Below are 17,477 nucleotides of genomic sequence, written 5' to 3' on the forward strand. Positions count from 1 at the left end.
CAACCCCAACTACATCCCGATTCGTGACGCTGGCTTGAACCCCAGCGCCACAACCCCTCATGCCTGGTGACCATAGCGAGCTGGAACCACCCCTTCCCATCCCGAACAGGACCGTGAAACAGCTCCGCGCCGATGATAGTGCGGATTACCCGTGTGAAAGTAGGTCATCGCCAGGCTCTTATTGTGCAAAACCCCTCGACAGCGTGTGCTGCGAGGGGTTTTTGCTTTTTGAGTTTTGATTTTTGCTACAAGGTGGTTGGCGCCATGCCAGCGTTGCTGGTGACAGCTGTCGGCCGTTGAAGCGCCTGGTTCCGCCCTCCTGGGCGGTTCACTTATATGAACGCGCCCCGTTTGCAAGGTAAGACGACCATTCTGGCTTGAGCAGGACTGGTTGCAGACTTATATCCGGCCTTGCGGTCTGTCGGTTCAACGGCCGACAGCACGTCATCAGCAGCGACGGCGAAGCCTCAACGGCGGGCCTGTCACCAACCGCGATAAAGCCGCTCCAACAACCGACAACACCTCACAAACGGCGACAACATCAAAAAACCCCGTTGTATTCCCGCCGCATCCCGGGTACGCCAGCATTCCGGCCCCGCAAACCTTCTGCTATGTTCGACCTTTAAGTGTCCCCAAGCGGCACGAAGCCGTTTGCAGGCAGCAAGCAGTGAGCAATAGACAGGTCCTTGCCAAGGAAGCAGGGCCAGTTTCGGGATTCGAGGGGTTACATGACGGCCAAGGTGTTTCGGCTGGTTTTTACTGGCGCGGCCAGCGCGCTGATGCTGGCAGGATGCGCATCCATTTCTCCTGGTTCCACGGGTTCTTCCGCTTCCACTGCTGACACGTCATCCCTGGCAACGGCCTCGGCGGTCGATTGTCAGGCGTTTGCCAAGCGCATGGGCGCTTACGCCGCGGCCCAGGTCGCCGCCGAGCAGCGCGCGGCCGGCGGCGAGGTTGCGCCGGCCGCCCCGAGCGATCCGCTTGCCGCCGCCAGTGCCCGGGCTGCGGAGGCAGACGCCGGGGACGACGGTGAAGACGCCGCCGACGAGCCCCAGACCCGTGCCACGCTGCCGCTGTTCTCGGTTGCCCCGCGTGACGGCCGCCTGCCGATCGGCTGGCAGCCCTGGACCATCAACCGCAACAAGACCCCGACGCGCTATTCGATAGTCGAAGTCGACCAGCGCGTCGTCGTCCACGCGCAGGCCGAAAGCTCGGCGTCAGGCCTCTACGTTCCCCTGCACGACCGCGATGCCGGCATGGTGCGCTGGAGCTGGAAGACCAGCGGCATCATCCGCAATGCCGACAACAGCCACGGTCCGCGCGAGGATTCTCCGCTGCGCCTGTTCGTCGCCTTCGATGGCGACAAGGGCAGCCTGCCGCTGAAAGACCAGCTGATGTACGAGATGGCACGGCTCACCACCGGGCGGGAAATGCCCTACGCCACGCTGATGTATATCTGGGGCGGCAAGCGCGCCGAAGGCTCGGTGGTGGCCAATCCGCATACCGACCGTGTGCGCATGATCGTGGTCGATAGCGGCACGAAGCATGCCAATGAGTGGCGATGCCACGAACGCGACCTGCGCGCCGATTACCGCAAGGCGTTCGGCACCGATCCTGGGCGAGTGATTGCGGTCGGCATCATGACCGATACCGACAACACCCGGAGCAACGCGGAATCCTGGTACGGGGACATCGCGCTGGACTGATGGCAAAGCGGCGGCTTCAGCCGCCGACCGGCTCGGCCATCGCGAGCACCGCGAACGAAGCCAGCCAGTGTGTCGAGACATACTCGCCGGTAACGGCATAGGGCAGCGATGCCTCGATATGGTCGGACCAGGCGCGCACGGCCAGCGGGCGCAGCGATTCCGGCAACGCCGGCTCCAGCAGGCGCCAGCACCAGGCGCGCGACAGGTTCAGCCCGTCGAGATGTGACGCCTTGGGGTCGCTGCGATTAGCGACCTCCACCGGCGTCAGCCAGTTGGCCAGTTCCGCCGCGCCCGGCACGAACATTTCCCACCATTGCCCGAATGCGCTGCCGTCCATGACGGCATGCATCAATACGGCTTCGGTCATGCCGCCCGACAGGAACTCATCGCCGCCTGGCTCATAGCGCGCCGGATAGCTGCGGTCGTGCCCGAACCAGCGGTGCGCGCGCCGCACAATGGCGCGCCGCAAGGCCGTGTCCTGCGTCGCGCGCGCGTAGGCCAGCGCCATTACGCAGGCAAAGGCGCTGTTGAAGTGCGTGCCGGTGCGCACCGGGAAATCCGCCGCGTCCAGAAACTCGGCCAATTGCCGCGACAGGTGCGAGGCGAGCGGCGCGCACGCGTCGGCCCATGCCGCGGCGCGCGGATCCTGCTGCGCCAGTGCCAGCAATTCCGCCTGCAGCTTCAGCACCCAGCCCCAGCCATACGGACGTTCGAACGTCCGCGAACCGGGTCGATGGAAATAGTCCAGTTCGACCGCGATATGCTGCGGCCGCAGCTGCGCGTCGAGGGCATCGCGGAGTTCGGCAGCTTCATCGAGGTCCGGGTACAGCGCCAGCAGCCGCACCAGCAGCCAGTGCATGTGCACGCTCGAATGCCAGTCGTAGCTGCCGCAGAAGGCCGGGTGCCAGGTCGCCGGCTCGGCCACGTCGCCGGTGGCGCACATCATGTGATCCACCTTGTACGGATAGCGGCGCAGGATATTGTCCAGCGCCACGCGCGCAAAGCTGCGCGCCGTCCCGCGATCAAGCGCCGAGCGGCCCATGCAGATGCTCCCCCTGTCTTGCGCGAATGCGCTGTTATCGATTTTGCCTGCAGGCTGCGCCTTGAGTTCTAGTTGTCACGCGGGCGCCAGCCATTTCTCCACCAGCCGCACGAAGAAGGTCGAGCCCACCGGCAGCAGTTCGTCGTTGAAATCGTAGCTGGGGTTATGCAGCATGCAGGGCCCCATGCCATGCCCGCTGTCGCGATGCGCGCCGTCGCCGTTGCCGAGGAACAGGTAGCAGCCCGGCTTTTCCTGCAGCATGAAGGAGAAATCCTCGGCGCCCATGGTCGGCTCGATATCGCTGTCGACATTGGCTTCGCCCACCAGTTCGGCGGCCACCGTGGCGGCAAAGCCGGTCTCGGCCTCGGTATTGATCGTGGGCGGATAGTTGCGGTGGAATTCGTAGTCGACGGTGCAGTCGAACGCGCTCGCGACGGCGCGGGACACTTCCTCCATGCGGCGCTCGATCAGGTCGAGCACCGGCACCGTGAACGTGCGCACCGTGCCCCCGATCCAGGCTTCGTTCGGCACGATATTGGTGGCGTCGCCGGCATGGAACTGCGTGACCGAGATCACTGCGGTATCGATCGGGCGCTTGTTTCGGGTGATGATCCCTTGCAGCGCCGAGACGATCTGCGCGGCAGTGAAGACCGGATCGTTGCCATTGTGCGGCATGGCCGCATGCGCACCCTTGCCGCGCACGACGATGCGGAATTCATTGCTCGAAGCCATCAGCGGACCCACGCGCGTGCCGAAAGCGCCGACCGGCATGCCGGGCCAGTTGTGCACGCCGAACACCGCATCGCAGGGAAAACGCGAGAACAGCCCGTCCTTGATCATCTCGCGCGCGCCGCCGCCGCCTTCCTCGGCCGGCTGGAAGATCAGGTGCACGGTGCCGTCGAAGGGCTTGTGCTGCGCCAGGTAGCGCGCCGCGCCGAGCAGCATCGCGGTATGGCCATCGTGGCCGCACGCATGCATCTTGCCCGCATGCTGCGAACAGTGGCCGAAGGTGTTGGCCTCTTGCAGCGGCAGGGCGTCCATGTCGGCGCGCAGGCCGATGGTGCGCGCGCTGCCGCCATTGCGGATCACCCCGACCAGCCCGGTGGTGCCGAGGCCGCGATGCACTTCGATGCCCCACGACTCGAGGTTGCGCGCGACCACGTCGGCGGTGCGCTGTTCTTCGAAGCAGAGTTCCGGATGCGCGTGGATATCGCGGCGGATCGCGCGGATTTCAGCTTGCGCCTGCAGGATTTCGGGGATGAGCTTCATGATGCCGGAGTCTGGGCGTGGCGCGCCGGGTAGGCGTCGGATACCCCCGATCATACGATGCCTCTCGGAAAAGCGCCAAAATGCGCCGGTTCGTGCCTCATGCAGCGAATGGCGCGGTGCAATATGCCAAACGGTGTGGGTTTCCCCGCATTGCCGGGATATGTCGACTGCTGGAACAGTTCATGCTTGAAGTGTCCGGCCGGCAAATTGCCGTTTTGCGCTGCATCGCTGCGCCAGATAGCGCACCAAAAAGCAGCGCCCGTGCGCGACCTGCCGCGTGACCCGCGGCGCGTGCATTGCCGATCCTAAAACGTCTGCTTCACTTCCTACAGGGAGAATTGCGCGATGTCCCTTCGCACTTTCAAGAAGGCAATCGGTGTTGTCGCCGTGGCCGGGGCCCTTGGCCTGGCATGGTCCGGCAGCGCCCAGGCCGCGGACCTCAAACTGGCCATGAGTTCGCCGCCGACCTCGATGGATCCGCATTTCTACAACCTGTTCTCCAATATCAACGTGTCGGAGCATATCTTCGACTCGCTGGTGAAGATGGACCCGGACAGCCGCATCATTCCCGGCCTGGCCGAATCCTGGAAGCTGGTCAACAACCTGACCTGGGAATTCAAGATCCGCCAGGGCGTGAAGTTCCATGACGGTTCCGAGCTGACCACCGAAGACATCGTCTGGTCGCTGGACCGCCCGGCTACCATCCAGAACAGCCCGGGCAAGTTCGATGTCTACACCAAGGCGATCGTCAACAAGAAGGTGATCGACAAGTACACCATCCAGCTGACCACCAACAAGCCGTACCCGCTGATGCTGAACGACCTGACGTCGATCTTCATCGTGCAGAAAAAGGCGACGCAGGGCCTGAGCTCGGACGACTTCGCCCAGGGCAAGGGCATGATCGGCACCGGGCCGTTCAAGTTCGTCAGCTACGCCCGCGACGACCGGGTCGAACTGGTGCGCAACGACAACTACTGGGGCGCCAAGCCGGCGTGGGAAAAGGCCACGCTGCGCTTCATCCCGAATCCGGCCACGCGTCTGGCGGCGCTGCTGTCGGGCGACGTGCAGGCGATCGAGAACGTGCCGACGCCCGACCTGCCCAAGGTGCGGCAGGATCCCAAGCTGTCGTTCTTTTCCAAGATCTCGCACCGCGTGATCTACCTGTATTTCGATGCCAAGCGCGACAAGTCGCCCTACGTCACCACGAAGGAAGGCGCGCCGCTGGACAAGAACCCGCTGAAGGATGCGCGCGTGCGCAATGCCATCAGCATGGCGATCAACCGGCAGGGCATCAAGGACCGGCTGATGGAAGGCCTGTCGGAGCCGACCAACAACCTGGTGCCGCCCACGCTGTTCGGCTACAACCCCAACCTGAAGACGGTCAAGTACGACCCCGAAGGCGCCAAGAAGCTGCTGGCCCAGGCAGGCTACCCGAACGGCTTCGGCGTGACGCTGCACACGCCCAACAACCGCTACGTCAACGACGAGAAGATCGCGCAGACGATCGCGCAGAACCTGACCCGCATCGGCATCGCCACCAAGGTCGAAGGCATGCCGATGGCGACGTACTCGTCCAAGGGCATCAAGCACGAGTGGTCGTTCGGCCTGCTCGGGTGGGGCGCGCAGACCGGCGAGGTCAGCTCGCCGCTGCGCGCACTGCTGGCGTGCGAGGACAGCAAGAAGGGCTTTGGCACCACCAACTGGGGTGAATACTGCAACCCCAAGATGGATGTGGTGCTGGAACAGGCGCTGTCTACCGTGAATGACGCCGAACGCTCCAAGATGCTGCAGGAAGCCACCGCGATCGCGATCAACGATGGCGGTATCATCCCGATCCACCAGCAGGTGACCACCTGGGCCACGCAGAAGGGCATCGTCTACGTGCCGCGTACCGACGAGCGCACCTACGCGCATAACTTCAAGCCCCAGTAAGTCAAGCCCCGGTAAGCAGGCTGCCTGCTGCTGAGTTTGCGGTGCCGCGCATGGCTGCCGCGCCGCCTGGAAGCGCATGGCGCTCCCGGGCGGCGTGCGCATTCGCGCGCGAAAGGATAGTGGTCTTTATATGCTGGTTTTCATCATCCGGCGCCTGATGCAGAGCGTAGTGGTGCTCTTCGTCATGTCGCTGCTGGTTTTCCTCGGCGTCTTTGCCATCGGCAATCCCGTCGACATCCTGATCAACCCGCAGGCCGACCAGGAGGACATCAAGCGCACCATCGCGGCGCTTGGCCTGGACAAGCCGCTATGGGAGCAATACTGGGTGTTCCTGCAGAATGCGCTGCAGGGCAACCTCGGTACCTCGTTCGCGCACGGCACGCCGGCGCTCAAGCTGATCTTCGAGCGCATGCCGGCCACCATGGAACTGGCCGTGTGCGCGATCCTGCTGGCGATCGTGCTCGGCATCCCGCTGGGGCTATGGGCCGGGCTGCGGCCCAACGGCGTGGCGGGCAAGTCAATCATGACGGTGTCGATCCTGGGCTTCTCGCTGCCCACGTTCTGGGTCGGCCTGATGCTGATCATGGTGTTCGCGGTGCAGCTCGGCTGGCTGCCGTCCAACGGCCGCGGCGAGACCGTGCGCGTGCTCGGCATCCCGCTCAGCTTCCTGACCGTCGACGGCATCCGCCACCTGGTGCTGCCGGCGGTGACGCTGTCGCTGCTGAACATCGCCATGGTGATCCGGCTCACGCGCGCCGGCACGCAGGAGGCGATGCTGCAGGACTACGTCAAGTTCGCGCGCGCCAAGGGCCTGTCCAATACGCGCATCGTCGGCGTGCATGTGCTGAAGAACATTTTGATCCCGATCGTCACCGTGATCGCGCTGCAGTTCGGCTCGATCATCGCATTCGCGATCGTGACCGAATCGATCTTTGCCTGGCCCGGCATGGGCAAGCTGATCATCGACTCGATCCAGCTGCTGGACCGGCCGGTGATCGTCGCCTACCTCATGGTGATCGTGACGCTGTTTATCCTGATCAACCTGGTGGTGGACATCGTCTACAGCATGCTCGATCCGCGCGTGCGCATTGCCGACAACAAGGGCTGAGCCATGACTGCCGCAACCGTTGAACCGCAAGACAAGACTTCGCCGGCCGCGCGCGAACAATCGCCGTGGCGCCGCTTTGCCACGGAGTTCTTTTCCAGCAAGATCGCGGTGGCCGGGCTGGCCACGCTGGTCACCATCATCCTGATTGCGATCCTCGCGCCGTGGCTGGCGCCGCAGAACCCGTATGACCTGGCTACGCTCGACGTGCTCGACGCGCGCCTGGCGCCGGGCGAGAAGGCCGGCACCGGCATGACCTTCCTGCTCGGCTCGGACGAGCAGGGGCGCGACATCCTGTCGGCGGTGATGTACGGGCTGCGCATCAGTATCGGCGTGGGCGTGGTCAGCACCGTGATTGCGCTGCTGCTGGGTGCCACGCTGGGCCTGCTGGCCGGCTTCCTGGGCGGGCGCACCGAGGCCTTCATCATGCGCGTGGCCGACCTGCAGCTGTCGTTCCCGCCGATCCTGCTGGCGCTGATCCTGCTGGCGTTCCTGCGCCCTGGGCTGGGCAATATCGTGATCGCGCTGGTGGCGGTGCAGTGGGCCTACTACGCGCGCACCACGCGCAGCGCCGCGCTGGTGGAGCGCCGCAAGGAATATATCGAGGCGGCCACCTGCCTGGGCCTGCCGCCGCGCCGCATCATGTTCCGCCACCTGCTGCCCAACTGCCTGCCGCCGCTGATCGTGATCGCGGCGCTGCAGGTGGCGTCGGCGATCACGCTGGAGGCGACGCTGTCGTTCCTCGGGCTGGGCGTGCCGATCACGGAGCCGTCGCTGGGCTCGCTGATCTCCAACGGCCAGCAATACATGCTGTCGGGCAAGTACTGGATCAGCTTCTTCCCGGGCATCGCACTGGTGGTCACCATCGTGGCGATGAACCTGGTGGCCGACCAGTTGCGCGACGTGCTCAACCCGCGCCTGCAGACGCAATAACCCGCGGGAGACCGACATGGCACAACCTACGCTGGTCGTAGAGAACCTGAAGACGCATTTCTATACGCGCGGCGGCATTGCCAAGGCTGTCGACGACGTGTCCTTTACCGTGGGCCGCGGCGAGATCATGGGGCTGGTGGGCGAGTCCGGTTCCGGCAAGTCGATGACCGGCTACTCGATCATGGGCCTGATCGACCCGCCCGGGAAGGTGGTCGACGGGCGCATCGCGCTCACCAGCCGCGACGGCATTACGCGCGACCTGCGCGCGCTGACGCCGGCACAGCAGCGCGACGTGCGCGGCAACCGCATCGCGATGATCTTCCAGGACCCGATGATGACGCTCAACCCGGTCCTGCGCATCGACACGCAGATGATCGAGGCGGTGCTGGCGCACGAGAACGTCGGTAAGGCGGTGGCGCGCGAGCGCGCGCGCAATGCGCTGGCGCGGGTCGGCATCCCGTCCCCGGACGAGCGCCTGCTGGCTTATCCGCACCAGTTCTCGGGCGGCATGCGCCAGCGCGTGGCGATCGCGATCGCGCTGCTGAACAAGCCCGACCTGATCATCGCCGACGAGCCGACCACGGCGCTCGACGTCACCATCCAGGGCCAGATCCTTTACGAGATGCAGACCCTGTGCCGCGAATCTGGCACGGCACTGATCTGGATCACACATGACCTGTCGGTGGTGGCGGGACTGGCCGACACCGTGTGCGTGATGTATGCCGGCAAAATTGTCGAAGCCGGCGATGTGCGCCAGGTGCTGGAACATCCCGAGCACCCGTACACGCACGGCCTGATCGGATCGGCACCGTCGCGCAACCCGCGCGGCGCGCCGCTGCGGCAGATCCCCGGCATGACGCCATCGCTGCTGAACCTGCCGGGCGGCTGCTCGTTCCGCGAGCGCTGCCCGTATGCGACCGCCGCGTGCAAGACCGAGCCGCCGCTGGAGACCGCTCCCGACGGCCGCCGCCTGCGCTGCTTCCATCCGGTGCTGGCCAACCAGGAGGCGGCATGACCACGACTGAACTGCAATCCCGACCGATGGCAAATACTGCATCCGCTCCGGGCGAGACACCGGCGGCGCCGCTGCTGGAGCTGCGCGGCGTGTCCAAGCGCTTCGTCAAGTCGCTCGACACCGCCGCGCGCATCGCCAACCTGTTCGGCGCCCATGCGCGCGAAGAGGTGGTGCATGCGGTCGACCGCGTCGACCTGAGCATCCGCACCGGCGAGGTGGTGGGGCTGGTGGGCGAATCCGGCTGCGGCAAGTCCACGCTGGGCCGCATGGCCGTGGGCCTGCACACGCTGACGGAAGGCGATCGGCTGTGGCGCGGCACCAACCTCGACCACCTGCCGCCGGACAAGCGTCGCGAGAAGCAGCTGGCGATCCAGATGATCTTCCAGGATCCGTACGCCTCGCTCAATCCGCGGCTGCGGGTGCTGGATATCATCGGCGAGGCGCCGGTGGTGCACGGCATGGTCGACCGTGGCGGGCAGAAGGGCTATGTCGAGGACATGCTGGTGCGCGTCGGCATGGACCCGACCGTGCTGCGGCGCTTCCCGCACCAGTTCTCGGGCGGGCAGCGCGCGCGCATCGGCATTGCGCGGGCGTTGGCGGTAAAGCCGGAGTTCCTGGTCTGCGACGAGTCGGTGGCGGCGCTCGACGTATCGATCCAGGCGCAGGTGCTGAACCTGTTCATGCGGCTGCGCGAAGAGCTGAACCTGACTTACCTGTTCATCAGCCATGACCTTGGCGTGGTCAAGCACATCAGCGACCGCGTCGTGATCATGTACCTGGGGCGGGTGGTCGAGTCGGCGCCGACCGAGGACGTGTTCGCCGCGCCGAACCATCCCTACACGCAGGCGCTGCTGGCCGAAGCGCCGAAGCTGGAGGTCGGCAAGAAGACCTATGTGGCGATCAAGGGCGAGATTCCCTCACCGTTGAATCCGCCGTCGGGGTGCCATTTCCATCCGCGCTGTCCGTATGCGATGCCACGCTGCAAGGAGGAGCAGCCGGCGCTGAAGGAGATTGCGCCGATGCGGTTTTCGGCTTGTCATTTGAATGACATGAAGTAGCGCGGCGGCTTACGCGATCCCGCTGCCTTGCTCCCCTCTCCAGAGGGAGAGGGGAGAAAACAGGCGCGGGCAGGAAAACTCACCGGATCACCTGCCCCTTCGAATTGATCACCGTCATCTCCACGAACCGCGACCCCACATGGTTCTCCGGCGTGAAGTTGACGATGAAGCCGCCCAGGTCAACGCTTCGCATCGATTCCAGCGCGGTCACCAGCTTCTCGCGCGTCAGGTCCTTGCCCGCGCGGCGCAGTCCTTCGGCAAACGCCTTCGCCGCAATGTAGCCTTCGATGCTGGCGTAGTCGAACTCGTTCGGCTTGCCCGCGGCCTGCAGCAGGCGCAGGTATTCGCGCACCACCGGCAGCGTGGCATTGCCCGGATGCGGCATCACCTGCGAGATGATCACGCCGCTGCCTTTCGCGCCGACCTCGTTGGCCAGCGCCTGCGTGCCGACGAACGAGACGTTATAGAACTGCCCGTTGTAGCCGCGGCGCAGCGCTTCCTTGACGAAGGCGCCAGCGGTGCGATAGGCGCTGATCATCACCACGGTGTCCGGGCTGGCCTTGAGCACGCCCTGCATGGCGTCACCGATTTCCATCGTATTGCGGACCACGGCTTCGCGCGCAACCAGCTGCACGCCGCTGTCGGCGGCGCTCTTCACTGCGCGTTCCAGCTCCTCCAGTTCGGCCTTGCCATAGGCATCGTCGTTGTAGACCACCGCCACGCGCTTCAGGCCGGTGGTCTGGATCTGGCGCAGGATCGCCGTGGCCTCGTCGCTGTAGCCGGCGCGGACATGGAAGACGTAGCGGCTGCGCGGCTCGCGCACCGAGCGCGCGCCGGTGTACGGGCCGAAGAACGGCACCCTGGCCTGTGTCGCCAGCGGCAGCGCTGCCTGGCTGGTGGGCGTGCCGACGTAGCCAAACAGCGCGAAGACGCGCTCTTCCTCGATCAGCTTCCGGGTGTTCTTGGCGGCGGGCTCGGGCTCGTAGTAGTCGTCCAGCACTTCGAGCCGGATCTTGCGGCCGAAAATGCCGCCCTGCTGGTTGATGTGGTCGAAATACAGTCGCGCGCCCGCGTTCATCTGCTTGCCGAGCGACCTGGCCGGGCCCGTCAGTGCCGCGGATTGCCCCAGCAGGATGGTGTCGGCGGTGACGCCGGTTTCGGATATGGCAGTGCTGGCGATGGCAGCGCCGGATGCGCCGCACGTGCCGATGGCGCACGCCACCAGCAGGCCGGCAAGCCGGCCCTTGACCCCGGATCGGAAAAACATAAACCCCCGCAAAATGTGGTTCGGTTACCCGTTCGCCGCCATGGGCCGGTCTGCGCCGGCATTGGTCGGCAAGCGCGCTGCCAGCATGGGGCCGGCCGCGCGCCGGCACATCATATCGAATACAATCCGATCGAGATACTCCCCGCCCTGGCTCCTCACGCCCGCACGGACGGGGACGCGCCGCGGCGCCGGCCCGCGACCCGCGGAAACCGCGCCACAAACCTCACGTTCCGACCGAACGAAAGATAACGACAGACCGCCAGCCCCCGGAGATCCCATGGCTTCCCGCATCGTCCGCGCCGCCTGCCCGCATGACTGCCCCGACACCTGTGCCTTGCTCGTCACCGTCGAGGACGGCCGCGCCGTCAAGGTGGCCGGCGATCCGGACCATCCCGGCACGCAGGGCGTGCTGTGCACCAAGGTATCGCGCTACACCGAACGCACCTACCATCCCGACCGCCTGCTGACGCCGATGAAGCGCATTGGCAGGAAGGGCGAGGGCAAGTTCGCGCCGATTTCCTGGGACGAAGCGCTCGACACCATCGCCACGCGCCTGCAGGCCATCGCCGCGCGCGATCCGCAGGCCATCGTGCCATACAGCTATGCGGGCACCATGGGGCTGGTGCAGGGCGAGAGCATGGCCGCACGCTTCTTCCACAAGCTGGGCGCATCGCGGCTGGATCGCACCATCTGCGCCAGCGCCGGCGCCACCGCGTTGCGCTACACCTATGGCGCCAGCGTCGGCATGGACATGGAGCACGTGGCCGATGCCAGGCTGGTGATCATCTGGGGCGGCAACCCGATCGCTTCCAACCTGCATTTCTGGACGCGTGCGCAGGAAGCCAAGCGCCGCGGCGCCACGCTGGTGGCGATCGATCCCTACCGCTCGCTGAGTGCCGAGAAATGCCACCGCCATATCGCGCCGATGCCCGGCACCGACGGCGCGCTGGCGCTGGGCATGATCCATGTGCTGGTCCGCGACGGGCTGCTCGACCACGACTACATCGAACGCCACACGGTGGGCTTCGAGGCACTGCGCGAGCGCGCCCAGTCCTATCCGCCGGCGCGCGTGGCCGAGATCTGCGGCATCCCCGTTGAAGACATCGAGTGGCTGGCAGGCCTCTACGGCCAGCTGGCGGTACGCGAGCGCCAGCCGGTGGCGATCCGCCTGAACTACGGCATGCAGCGCGTGCACGGCGGCGGCCAGGCGGTGCGGGCGGTGGCGTGCCTGCCGTCGCTGGTGGGCGCGTGGCGCCATGCCGCGGGCGGGCTGCAGCTGTCGACCTCGGGCTTCTTCCCGATCAACGAGGCCGCGCTGCAGCGGCCCGACCTGCTGCCGGGCTGGCCCGGGAAGCTGCCGCGGCTGGTCAACATGAGCACCATCGGCGATGCACTGCTGGCAGACCCCGCCCCTGGTGCACCGCGGATCGAGGCGGTGGTGGTCTACAACAGCAATCCGGTCGCGGTGGCGCCGGAATCCAGCAAGGTGGCCGCAGGCTTTGCGCGTGAAGACCTGTTCACCGTGGTGCTGGAGCACTTCCGCACCGATACCGCCGACTACGCCGACATCCTGCTGCCGGCCACCACGCAGCTGGAGCACACCGACGTGCACAAGGCCTACGGCCACACCTATTTCCTGGCCAACAACGCGGCGATCGCGCCGATGGGCGAGGCGCTGCCGAACACCGAGATCTTCCGCCGCCTGGCGCTGCGCATGGGCTTTGCCGAGGCGTGCTTTGCCGACAGCGATGACGACATCGCCGCGCAGGCGATCCTTCCGGGCGACGCGCGTGCCGCCGGCATCAGCTGGGCATCGCTCAAGGAGCAGGGCTGGCAGAAGCTGGCGCTGGCGCCGGCACCGTTTGCCGAAGGCGGCTTTCCGACCGACTCGGGCAAGTGCCAGTTCTATTCCGAGCCGATGGCGCGCGACGGCTTCGACCCGCTGCCTGACTACGTGCCGCAGTACGAGTCCTCGGCGACCGCGCCGGAACTTGCGGCGCGCTACCCGCTGGCGATGATCTCGCCGCCGGCGCGCAACTTCCTGAACAGCTCCTTCGTCAATGTCGATAGCCTGCGCGCCACCGAGGGCGAGCCGCACCTGGACATCCACCCGGCCGACGCCGCCGAGCGCGGCATCGTGCACGGCGCCATGGTGCGCGCCTTCAACGACCGCGGCAGCATGCTGGCGCGCGCCCGCGTGACCGACCGCGCCCGGCGCGGGCTGGTGGTAGGCCTGTCGATCTGGTGGAAGAAGCTGGCTTCGGACGGCAAGAACGCCAACGAGCTGACCAGCCAGCGCCTGACCGACCTGGGGCGGGCGCCGGTATTCTATGACTGCCTGGTGCAGGTCGAGGCCTGCACGGAAGGGGCGGTCCAGCCGGCATGAACGCGCGGCACGGTCCGCGGCCCGGCCGCCGGCGCGGGGCGTCAATCCTGGCGGCGGCGGTCATGACGGCCCTGGCCCTGCTCACGGCCGGGTGCGAAACCGTCAGCTACTACGCGCAGTCGATCGGCGGCCACCTCGGCGTGATGGCGCAGGCGCAGCCGCTCGACGACGCCATTGCCGGCGCGCGCGACGCCAACGACGCGCGCCTGGCGCAACGGCTGGCGCTGGCCGGCCGCATCCGCGACTACGCGTCGCGCGAGCTGAAGTTGCCCGACAACGGCAGCTACCGCCGCTACGCCAACCTGCACCGGCCCTACGTGGTGTGGAGCGTGTTCGCCACGCCCGAGCTGTCGATGGAGCTGCGCAAGTGGTGCTTCCCGATCGTCGGCTGCATCAGCTACCGCGGCTACTACGCGCAGGCCGATGCCGAGCAGTACGCGCAGGGCCTGCGCCGCGACGGCCTGGAAGCGTACGTGGCAGGCATTCCCGCCTATTCGACGCTGGGCTATTTCGACGACCCGCTGCTCAACACCTTCGTCTACCTGCCGGAAGGCGAGCTGGCGCGGCTGATCTTCCACGAACTGGCGCACCAGGTGGTCTACGTGCGCAACGACACCGCCTTCAACGAGTCCTTTGCCACCGCCGTGGAAGCCGCCGGCGTGGAGCGCTGGCTGGCCGAGGATGCGTCGGAGGACGCGCGCGCCAGCTATCGCCAGTACGACGCGCGCCGCCAGCAGTTCCGCGCGCTGCTGCTCGGCACGCGCGACCGGCTGGCGGCGCTGTACGAGACGCCGCTGGACGACGAAGCCAAGCGCGAGGGCAAGGCCAGGATCTTCGCCGACATGCGCGAACAATACGCGCGGCTCAAGGTGGAGTGGGGCAACTACAGCGGCTATGACCGCTGGTTCGACCAGCCCCTGACCAATGCCCACCTGGCGGCGGTGGCGACCTACCAGCAGTGGGTGCCGGCCTTTACCGCGCTGCTGGCGCAGTGCGATGGCGATTGGCGCCGCTTCTATGCCGAAGCCGGCCGCATCGGCGCGCTGCCGTCCGCCGAGCGCGAGGCGGCGCTGCGCCGGCTGGCGCCGCCCGCTACCCGCCTCGATACGCTGACCGCGAGCGGCAAGGCGGCCGCGACCAACTGACGATCGGCGCATTCTGGTCCGTTCCCGCCCATGGCGCCATGCGAGAATTGCGATCATGTCGACCGTACCGAGCCCCAACCCACAAGACGTCGCGCCCGAGCCCGTGCCGGCGCGCGCGCAGATCGCCGAGCGCCAGGAAGCGCGCCGCCGCCAGATCCTGGATACCGCCGCGCAGCTCTTCTACACCAAGGGCTATCCCGGCATGACCATGAACGACCTGTGCCGCGCGCTGGGCGTGACCAAGCCGGCGGTCTACTACTACTTCACCGACAAGTACGAGATCTTCGACATCCTGTGCCGCGAGTCGGCGCAGACCTGCCTGCCCGTGATCCGCGAAACTGCCGACCCGGCGCTGCCGGTGCGCGAGCGCCTGCATGCCTGCCTGCTCGAAATGGCGCGCCGCTGCGTCGCCTGCCACGTGCCCGCGACGCTCAGCTTCCGCGACAACCAGTACCTGCGCCCCGAGACCGTGGCGTGGCTCGACAGCATGGCGCGCGGCTTCTACCGCGACCTGTATGCGTTGCTGGAAGAGGGCAAGCGCGAGGGCGTGTTTGCCTTTGGCGATGCGCGCGTGACGGCGCATGCGATCGGCAGCGTGGTCGGCTTCATGTACACGTGGCACCAGCCGGGCCGCATGGATGACGAGGCGCTTGCGCACGAACTCGCCACCAACATGATGAAGCTGGTGCTGCCCAGCGGCGGTTGAGCGCACCGTCCTAGGGGTTATCCCGCTGCCACCGCGGTACCGGTGGCGCATAATGCCCGTCAGGGGCGCGTTGCATCGTGCAATGTCCCCGAGGACTTCGTCTAAGTTGTTGCTAAGTTGTTGTTCTAACCGGGGCGCCCGTTTAGCATCTCGGAAAAATCGAACGACCATTCAGAAATTCAGGAGACGGTGCTATGGACAAGATTTGGCTGAAACACTACCCGGCCGGCGTACCCGCCGAGATTGATGCCAGCCAGTTTCGTACGCTTGCCCAGCTGCTCGAAGCGTCTTTTCGCACCTATGCCGACCGCAAGGCCTTCGTCTGCATGGACAAGGCCATCACCTACGGCGAACTCGACCAGATGTCCGCGCGCTTCGCCGCGTGGCTGCAGTCGCGCGGGCTGCGTCCCGGCGCGCGCGTGGCGATCATGATGCCGAACGTGCTGCAGTATCCGGTGGTGCTGGCCGCGGTGCTGCGCGCCGGCTTTGTCGTGGTCAACGTCAATCCGCTTTACACCCCGCGCGAGCTGGAGCACCAGCTCAAGGACAGCGGCGCCGAGGCCATTGTCATCCTGGAGAACTTTGCCGCCACGCTGCAGCAGGTGCTGGCCCGCACCCCGGTCAAGCATGTGGTGGTCGCCACCATGGGCGACATGCTCGGCGGACTGAAGGGCGCGATCGTCAATTTCGTGGTGCGCAATGTCAAGAAGATGGTGCCGGAGTGGGAGCTGCCCAACTGCGTGCGCTTCAACAGCGTGCTGGCCGAAGGCAGCAAGCTAACGCTGCAGCCGGCGACCACCGGACCTGACGACATCGCCTTCCTGCAATACACCGGCGGCACTACCGGCGTGAGCAAGGGCGCCGTGCTGCTGCACCGTAACGTGGTCGCCAACGTGCTGCAGTCCGAGGCCTGGATGCAGCCGGCGCTGGCCAAGGGCGGCCATATCGACCAGATCGTCACCATTACCGCGCTGCCGCTGTACCACATCTTTGCGCTGACGGTCTGCTGCCTGCTGGGGATGCGCAGCGGCGGCATGAGCGTGCTGATCCCGAACCCGCGCGATATCCCGGGCTTTATCAAGGAACTGCAGAAGTACAAGTTCCACATGTTCCCGGCGGTCAATACGCTGTACAACGCGCTGATCAACAACCCGGAGATCGCCAAGGTCGATTTCTCCGGCCTGCGCGTGGCCAACGGCGGTGGCATGGCGGTGCAGGAAGCGGTAGCCAAGAAGTGGCTGGACAAGACCGGCTGCCCGATCATCGAAGGCTACGGCCTGTCCGAGACCTCGCCGTCGGCCACCTGCAACCCGACCGACAGCAATGCGTTCTCCGGCACCATCGGCATGCCGCTGCCTTCGACCGAAGTGGTGATCCGCGACGACGACGGCAAGGACGTGCCGCTGGGCCAGCCGGGCGAGATCTGCATCCGCGGCCCGCAGGTGATGGCGGGCTACTGGAACCGCCCGGACGAGACCGCCAAGGTCATGACCCCTGACGGCTTCTTCAAGACCGGCGATATCGGCGTGATGGACGAGCGCGGCTACACCAAGATCGTTGACCGCAAAAAGGACATGATCCTGGTGTCGGGCTTCAACGTGTACCCGAACGAAGTCGAAGGCGTGGTGGCCGAGTGCCCGGGCGTGCTGGAAGTGGCCGCTGTGGGCGTGCCCGACACGCACTCGGGCGAGGTGGTCAAGCTGTTCGTGGTCAAGCAAGACCCGGCGCTGACCGAGGCGGACGTGATCGAGTTCTGCAAGGAGCGGCTGACCGGCTACAAGCGGCCGAAGTACGTGGAGTTCCGCACCGAGTTGCCCAAGACCAACGTCGGCAAGATCCTGCGCCGCGAACTGCGCGACAGCCGCAAGGCGGCCTGAGCGCCAGTTCCTGCGCAAACGAAAACGGCCTCCGCA

At 66.2% G+C, this 17,477-nt stretch carries 13 protein-coding genes and 1 rRNA gene; 11 read left to right on the top strand and 3 right to left on the bottom strand.

Annotation, left to right across the window (positions count from 1 at the left end):
• The first annotated feature begins 62 nt into the window (after nucleotides 1–62).
• Both rrf and E1J61_RS32570 read left to right on the top strand, forming a co-directional pair.
• Nucleotides 63–176: ribosomal RNA gene (gene rrf / locus E1J61_RS32565) — 5S ribosomal RNA — on the top strand.
• 552 nt (nucleotides 177–728) lie between these two features.
• Nucleotides 729–1,706, top strand: a complete 978-nt coding sequence (locus E1J61_RS32570; RefSeq protein WP_133097970.1) for a DUF3047 domain-containing protein — start codon at nucleotides 729–731, stop codon at nucleotides 1,704–1,706.
• A gap of 16 nt (nucleotides 1,707–1,722) precedes the next feature.
• Here E1J61_RS32570 and E1J61_RS32575 read toward each other — a convergent pair whose 3' ends face one another.
• Complete coding sequence (locus E1J61_RS32575; protein WP_133097971.1) at nucleotides 1,723–2,748, bottom strand: DUF2891 domain-containing protein; 1,026 nt, start codon at nucleotides 2,746–2,748, stop codon at nucleotides 1,723–1,725.
• Between the two features lie 75 nt (nucleotides 2,749–2,823).
• Nucleotides 2,824–4,017, bottom strand: coding sequence for a M20 aminoacylase family protein (locus tag E1J61_RS32580; protein ID WP_133097972.1), 1,194 nt, complete (start codon nucleotides 4,015–4,017; stop codon nucleotides 2,824–2,826).
• Nucleotides 4,018–4,362: 345 nt separating this feature from the next.
• Between E1J61_RS32580 and E1J61_RS32585 the strand changes: the two genes are divergently transcribed.
• The 5 genes from E1J61_RS32585 (at nucleotide 4,363) to E1J61_RS32605 (ending at nucleotide 10,060) form a co-directional block, all read left to right on the top strand.
• Nucleotides 4,363–5,949 carry an ABC transporter substrate-binding protein gene (locus E1J61_RS32585; RefSeq protein WP_133097973.1) on the top strand — a complete coding sequence of 529 codons (1,587 nt, stop codon included), beginning with the start codon at nucleotides 4,363–4,365 and terminating at the stop codon, nucleotides 5,947–5,949.
• 130 nt (nucleotides 5,950–6,079) lie between these two features.
• On the top strand, nucleotides 6,080–7,057 hold the full coding sequence (locus E1J61_RS32590) for an ABC transporter permease (RefSeq protein ID WP_133097974.1): 978 nt from the start codon (nucleotides 6,080–6,082) through the stop codon (nucleotides 7,055–7,057).
• Nucleotides 7,058–7,060: 3 nt separating this feature from the next.
• On the top strand, nucleotides 7,061–7,987 hold the full coding sequence (locus tag E1J61_RS32595) for an ABC transporter permease (RefSeq protein ID WP_133097975.1): 927 nt from the start codon (nucleotides 7,061–7,063) through the stop codon (nucleotides 7,985–7,987).
• A gap of 16 nt (nucleotides 7,988–8,003) precedes the next feature.
• Entirely contained in the window at nucleotides 8,004–9,002 is a 999-nt protein-coding gene (locus tag E1J61_RS32600; RefSeq protein ID WP_029048054.1) for an ABC transporter ATP-binding protein, read from the top strand.
• Nucleotides 8,999–10,060 (top strand): ABC transporter ATP-binding protein, encoded by a 1,062-nt coding sequence (locus tag E1J61_RS32605; protein WP_133097976.1) that lies wholly within the window; start codon nucleotides 8,999–9,001, stop codon nucleotides 10,058–10,060. The genes E1J61_RS32600 and E1J61_RS32605 overlap by 4 nt, the downstream gene beginning before the upstream one ends.
• A 79-nt stretch (nucleotides 10,061–10,139) precedes the next feature.
• On the opposite strand, the gene E1J61_RS32610 is transcribed toward E1J61_RS32605, so the two are convergent.
• Entirely contained in the window at nucleotides 10,140–11,327 is a 1,188-nt protein-coding gene (locus E1J61_RS32610) for an ABC transporter substrate-binding protein (RefSeq protein ID WP_133097977.1), read from the bottom strand.
• Between the two features lie 277 nt (nucleotides 11,328–11,604).
• Between E1J61_RS32610 and E1J61_RS32615 the strand changes: the two genes are divergently transcribed.
• The 4 genes from E1J61_RS32615 (at nucleotide 11,605) to E1J61_RS32630 (ending at nucleotide 17,441) form a co-directional block, all read left to right on the top strand.
• Complete coding sequence (locus E1J61_RS32615) at nucleotides 11,605–13,713, top strand: molybdopterin-dependent oxidoreductase (RefSeq protein ID WP_133097978.1); 2,109 nt, start codon at nucleotides 11,605–11,607, stop codon at nucleotides 13,711–13,713.
• A 62-nt stretch (nucleotides 13,714–13,775) separates the two neighbouring features.
• Nucleotides 13,776–14,858 carry an aminopeptidase gene (locus E1J61_RS32620; protein WP_243737072.1) on the top strand — a complete coding sequence of 361 codons (1,083 nt, stop codon included), beginning with the start codon at nucleotides 13,776–13,778 and terminating at the stop codon, nucleotides 14,856–14,858.
• Between the two features lie 55 nt (nucleotides 14,859–14,913).
• The gene (locus E1J61_RS32625; RefSeq protein ID WP_205751639.1) at nucleotides 14,914–15,564 is read left to right on the top strand and encodes a TetR/AcrR family transcriptional regulator; all 651 of its coding nucleotides are present in this window, start codon (nucleotides 14,914–14,916) and stop codon (nucleotides 15,562–15,564) included.
• A gap of 194 nt (nucleotides 15,565–15,758) precedes the next feature.
• A complete protein-coding gene (locus E1J61_RS32630; RefSeq protein ID WP_133097981.1) occupies nucleotides 15,759–17,441 on the top strand; it encodes a long-chain fatty acid--CoA ligase in 1,683 nt (560 codons plus the stop codon).
• The last annotated feature ends 36 nt before the right edge of the window (nucleotides 17,442–17,477 follow it).

Origin of the sequence: Cupriavidus sp. L7L (assembly GCF_004353535.1) — a bacterium.
In the GTDB taxonomy this organism is placed as follows: domain Bacteria; phylum Pseudomonadota; class Gammaproteobacteria; order Burkholderiales; family Burkholderiaceae; genus Cupriavidus; species Cupriavidus oxalaticus_A.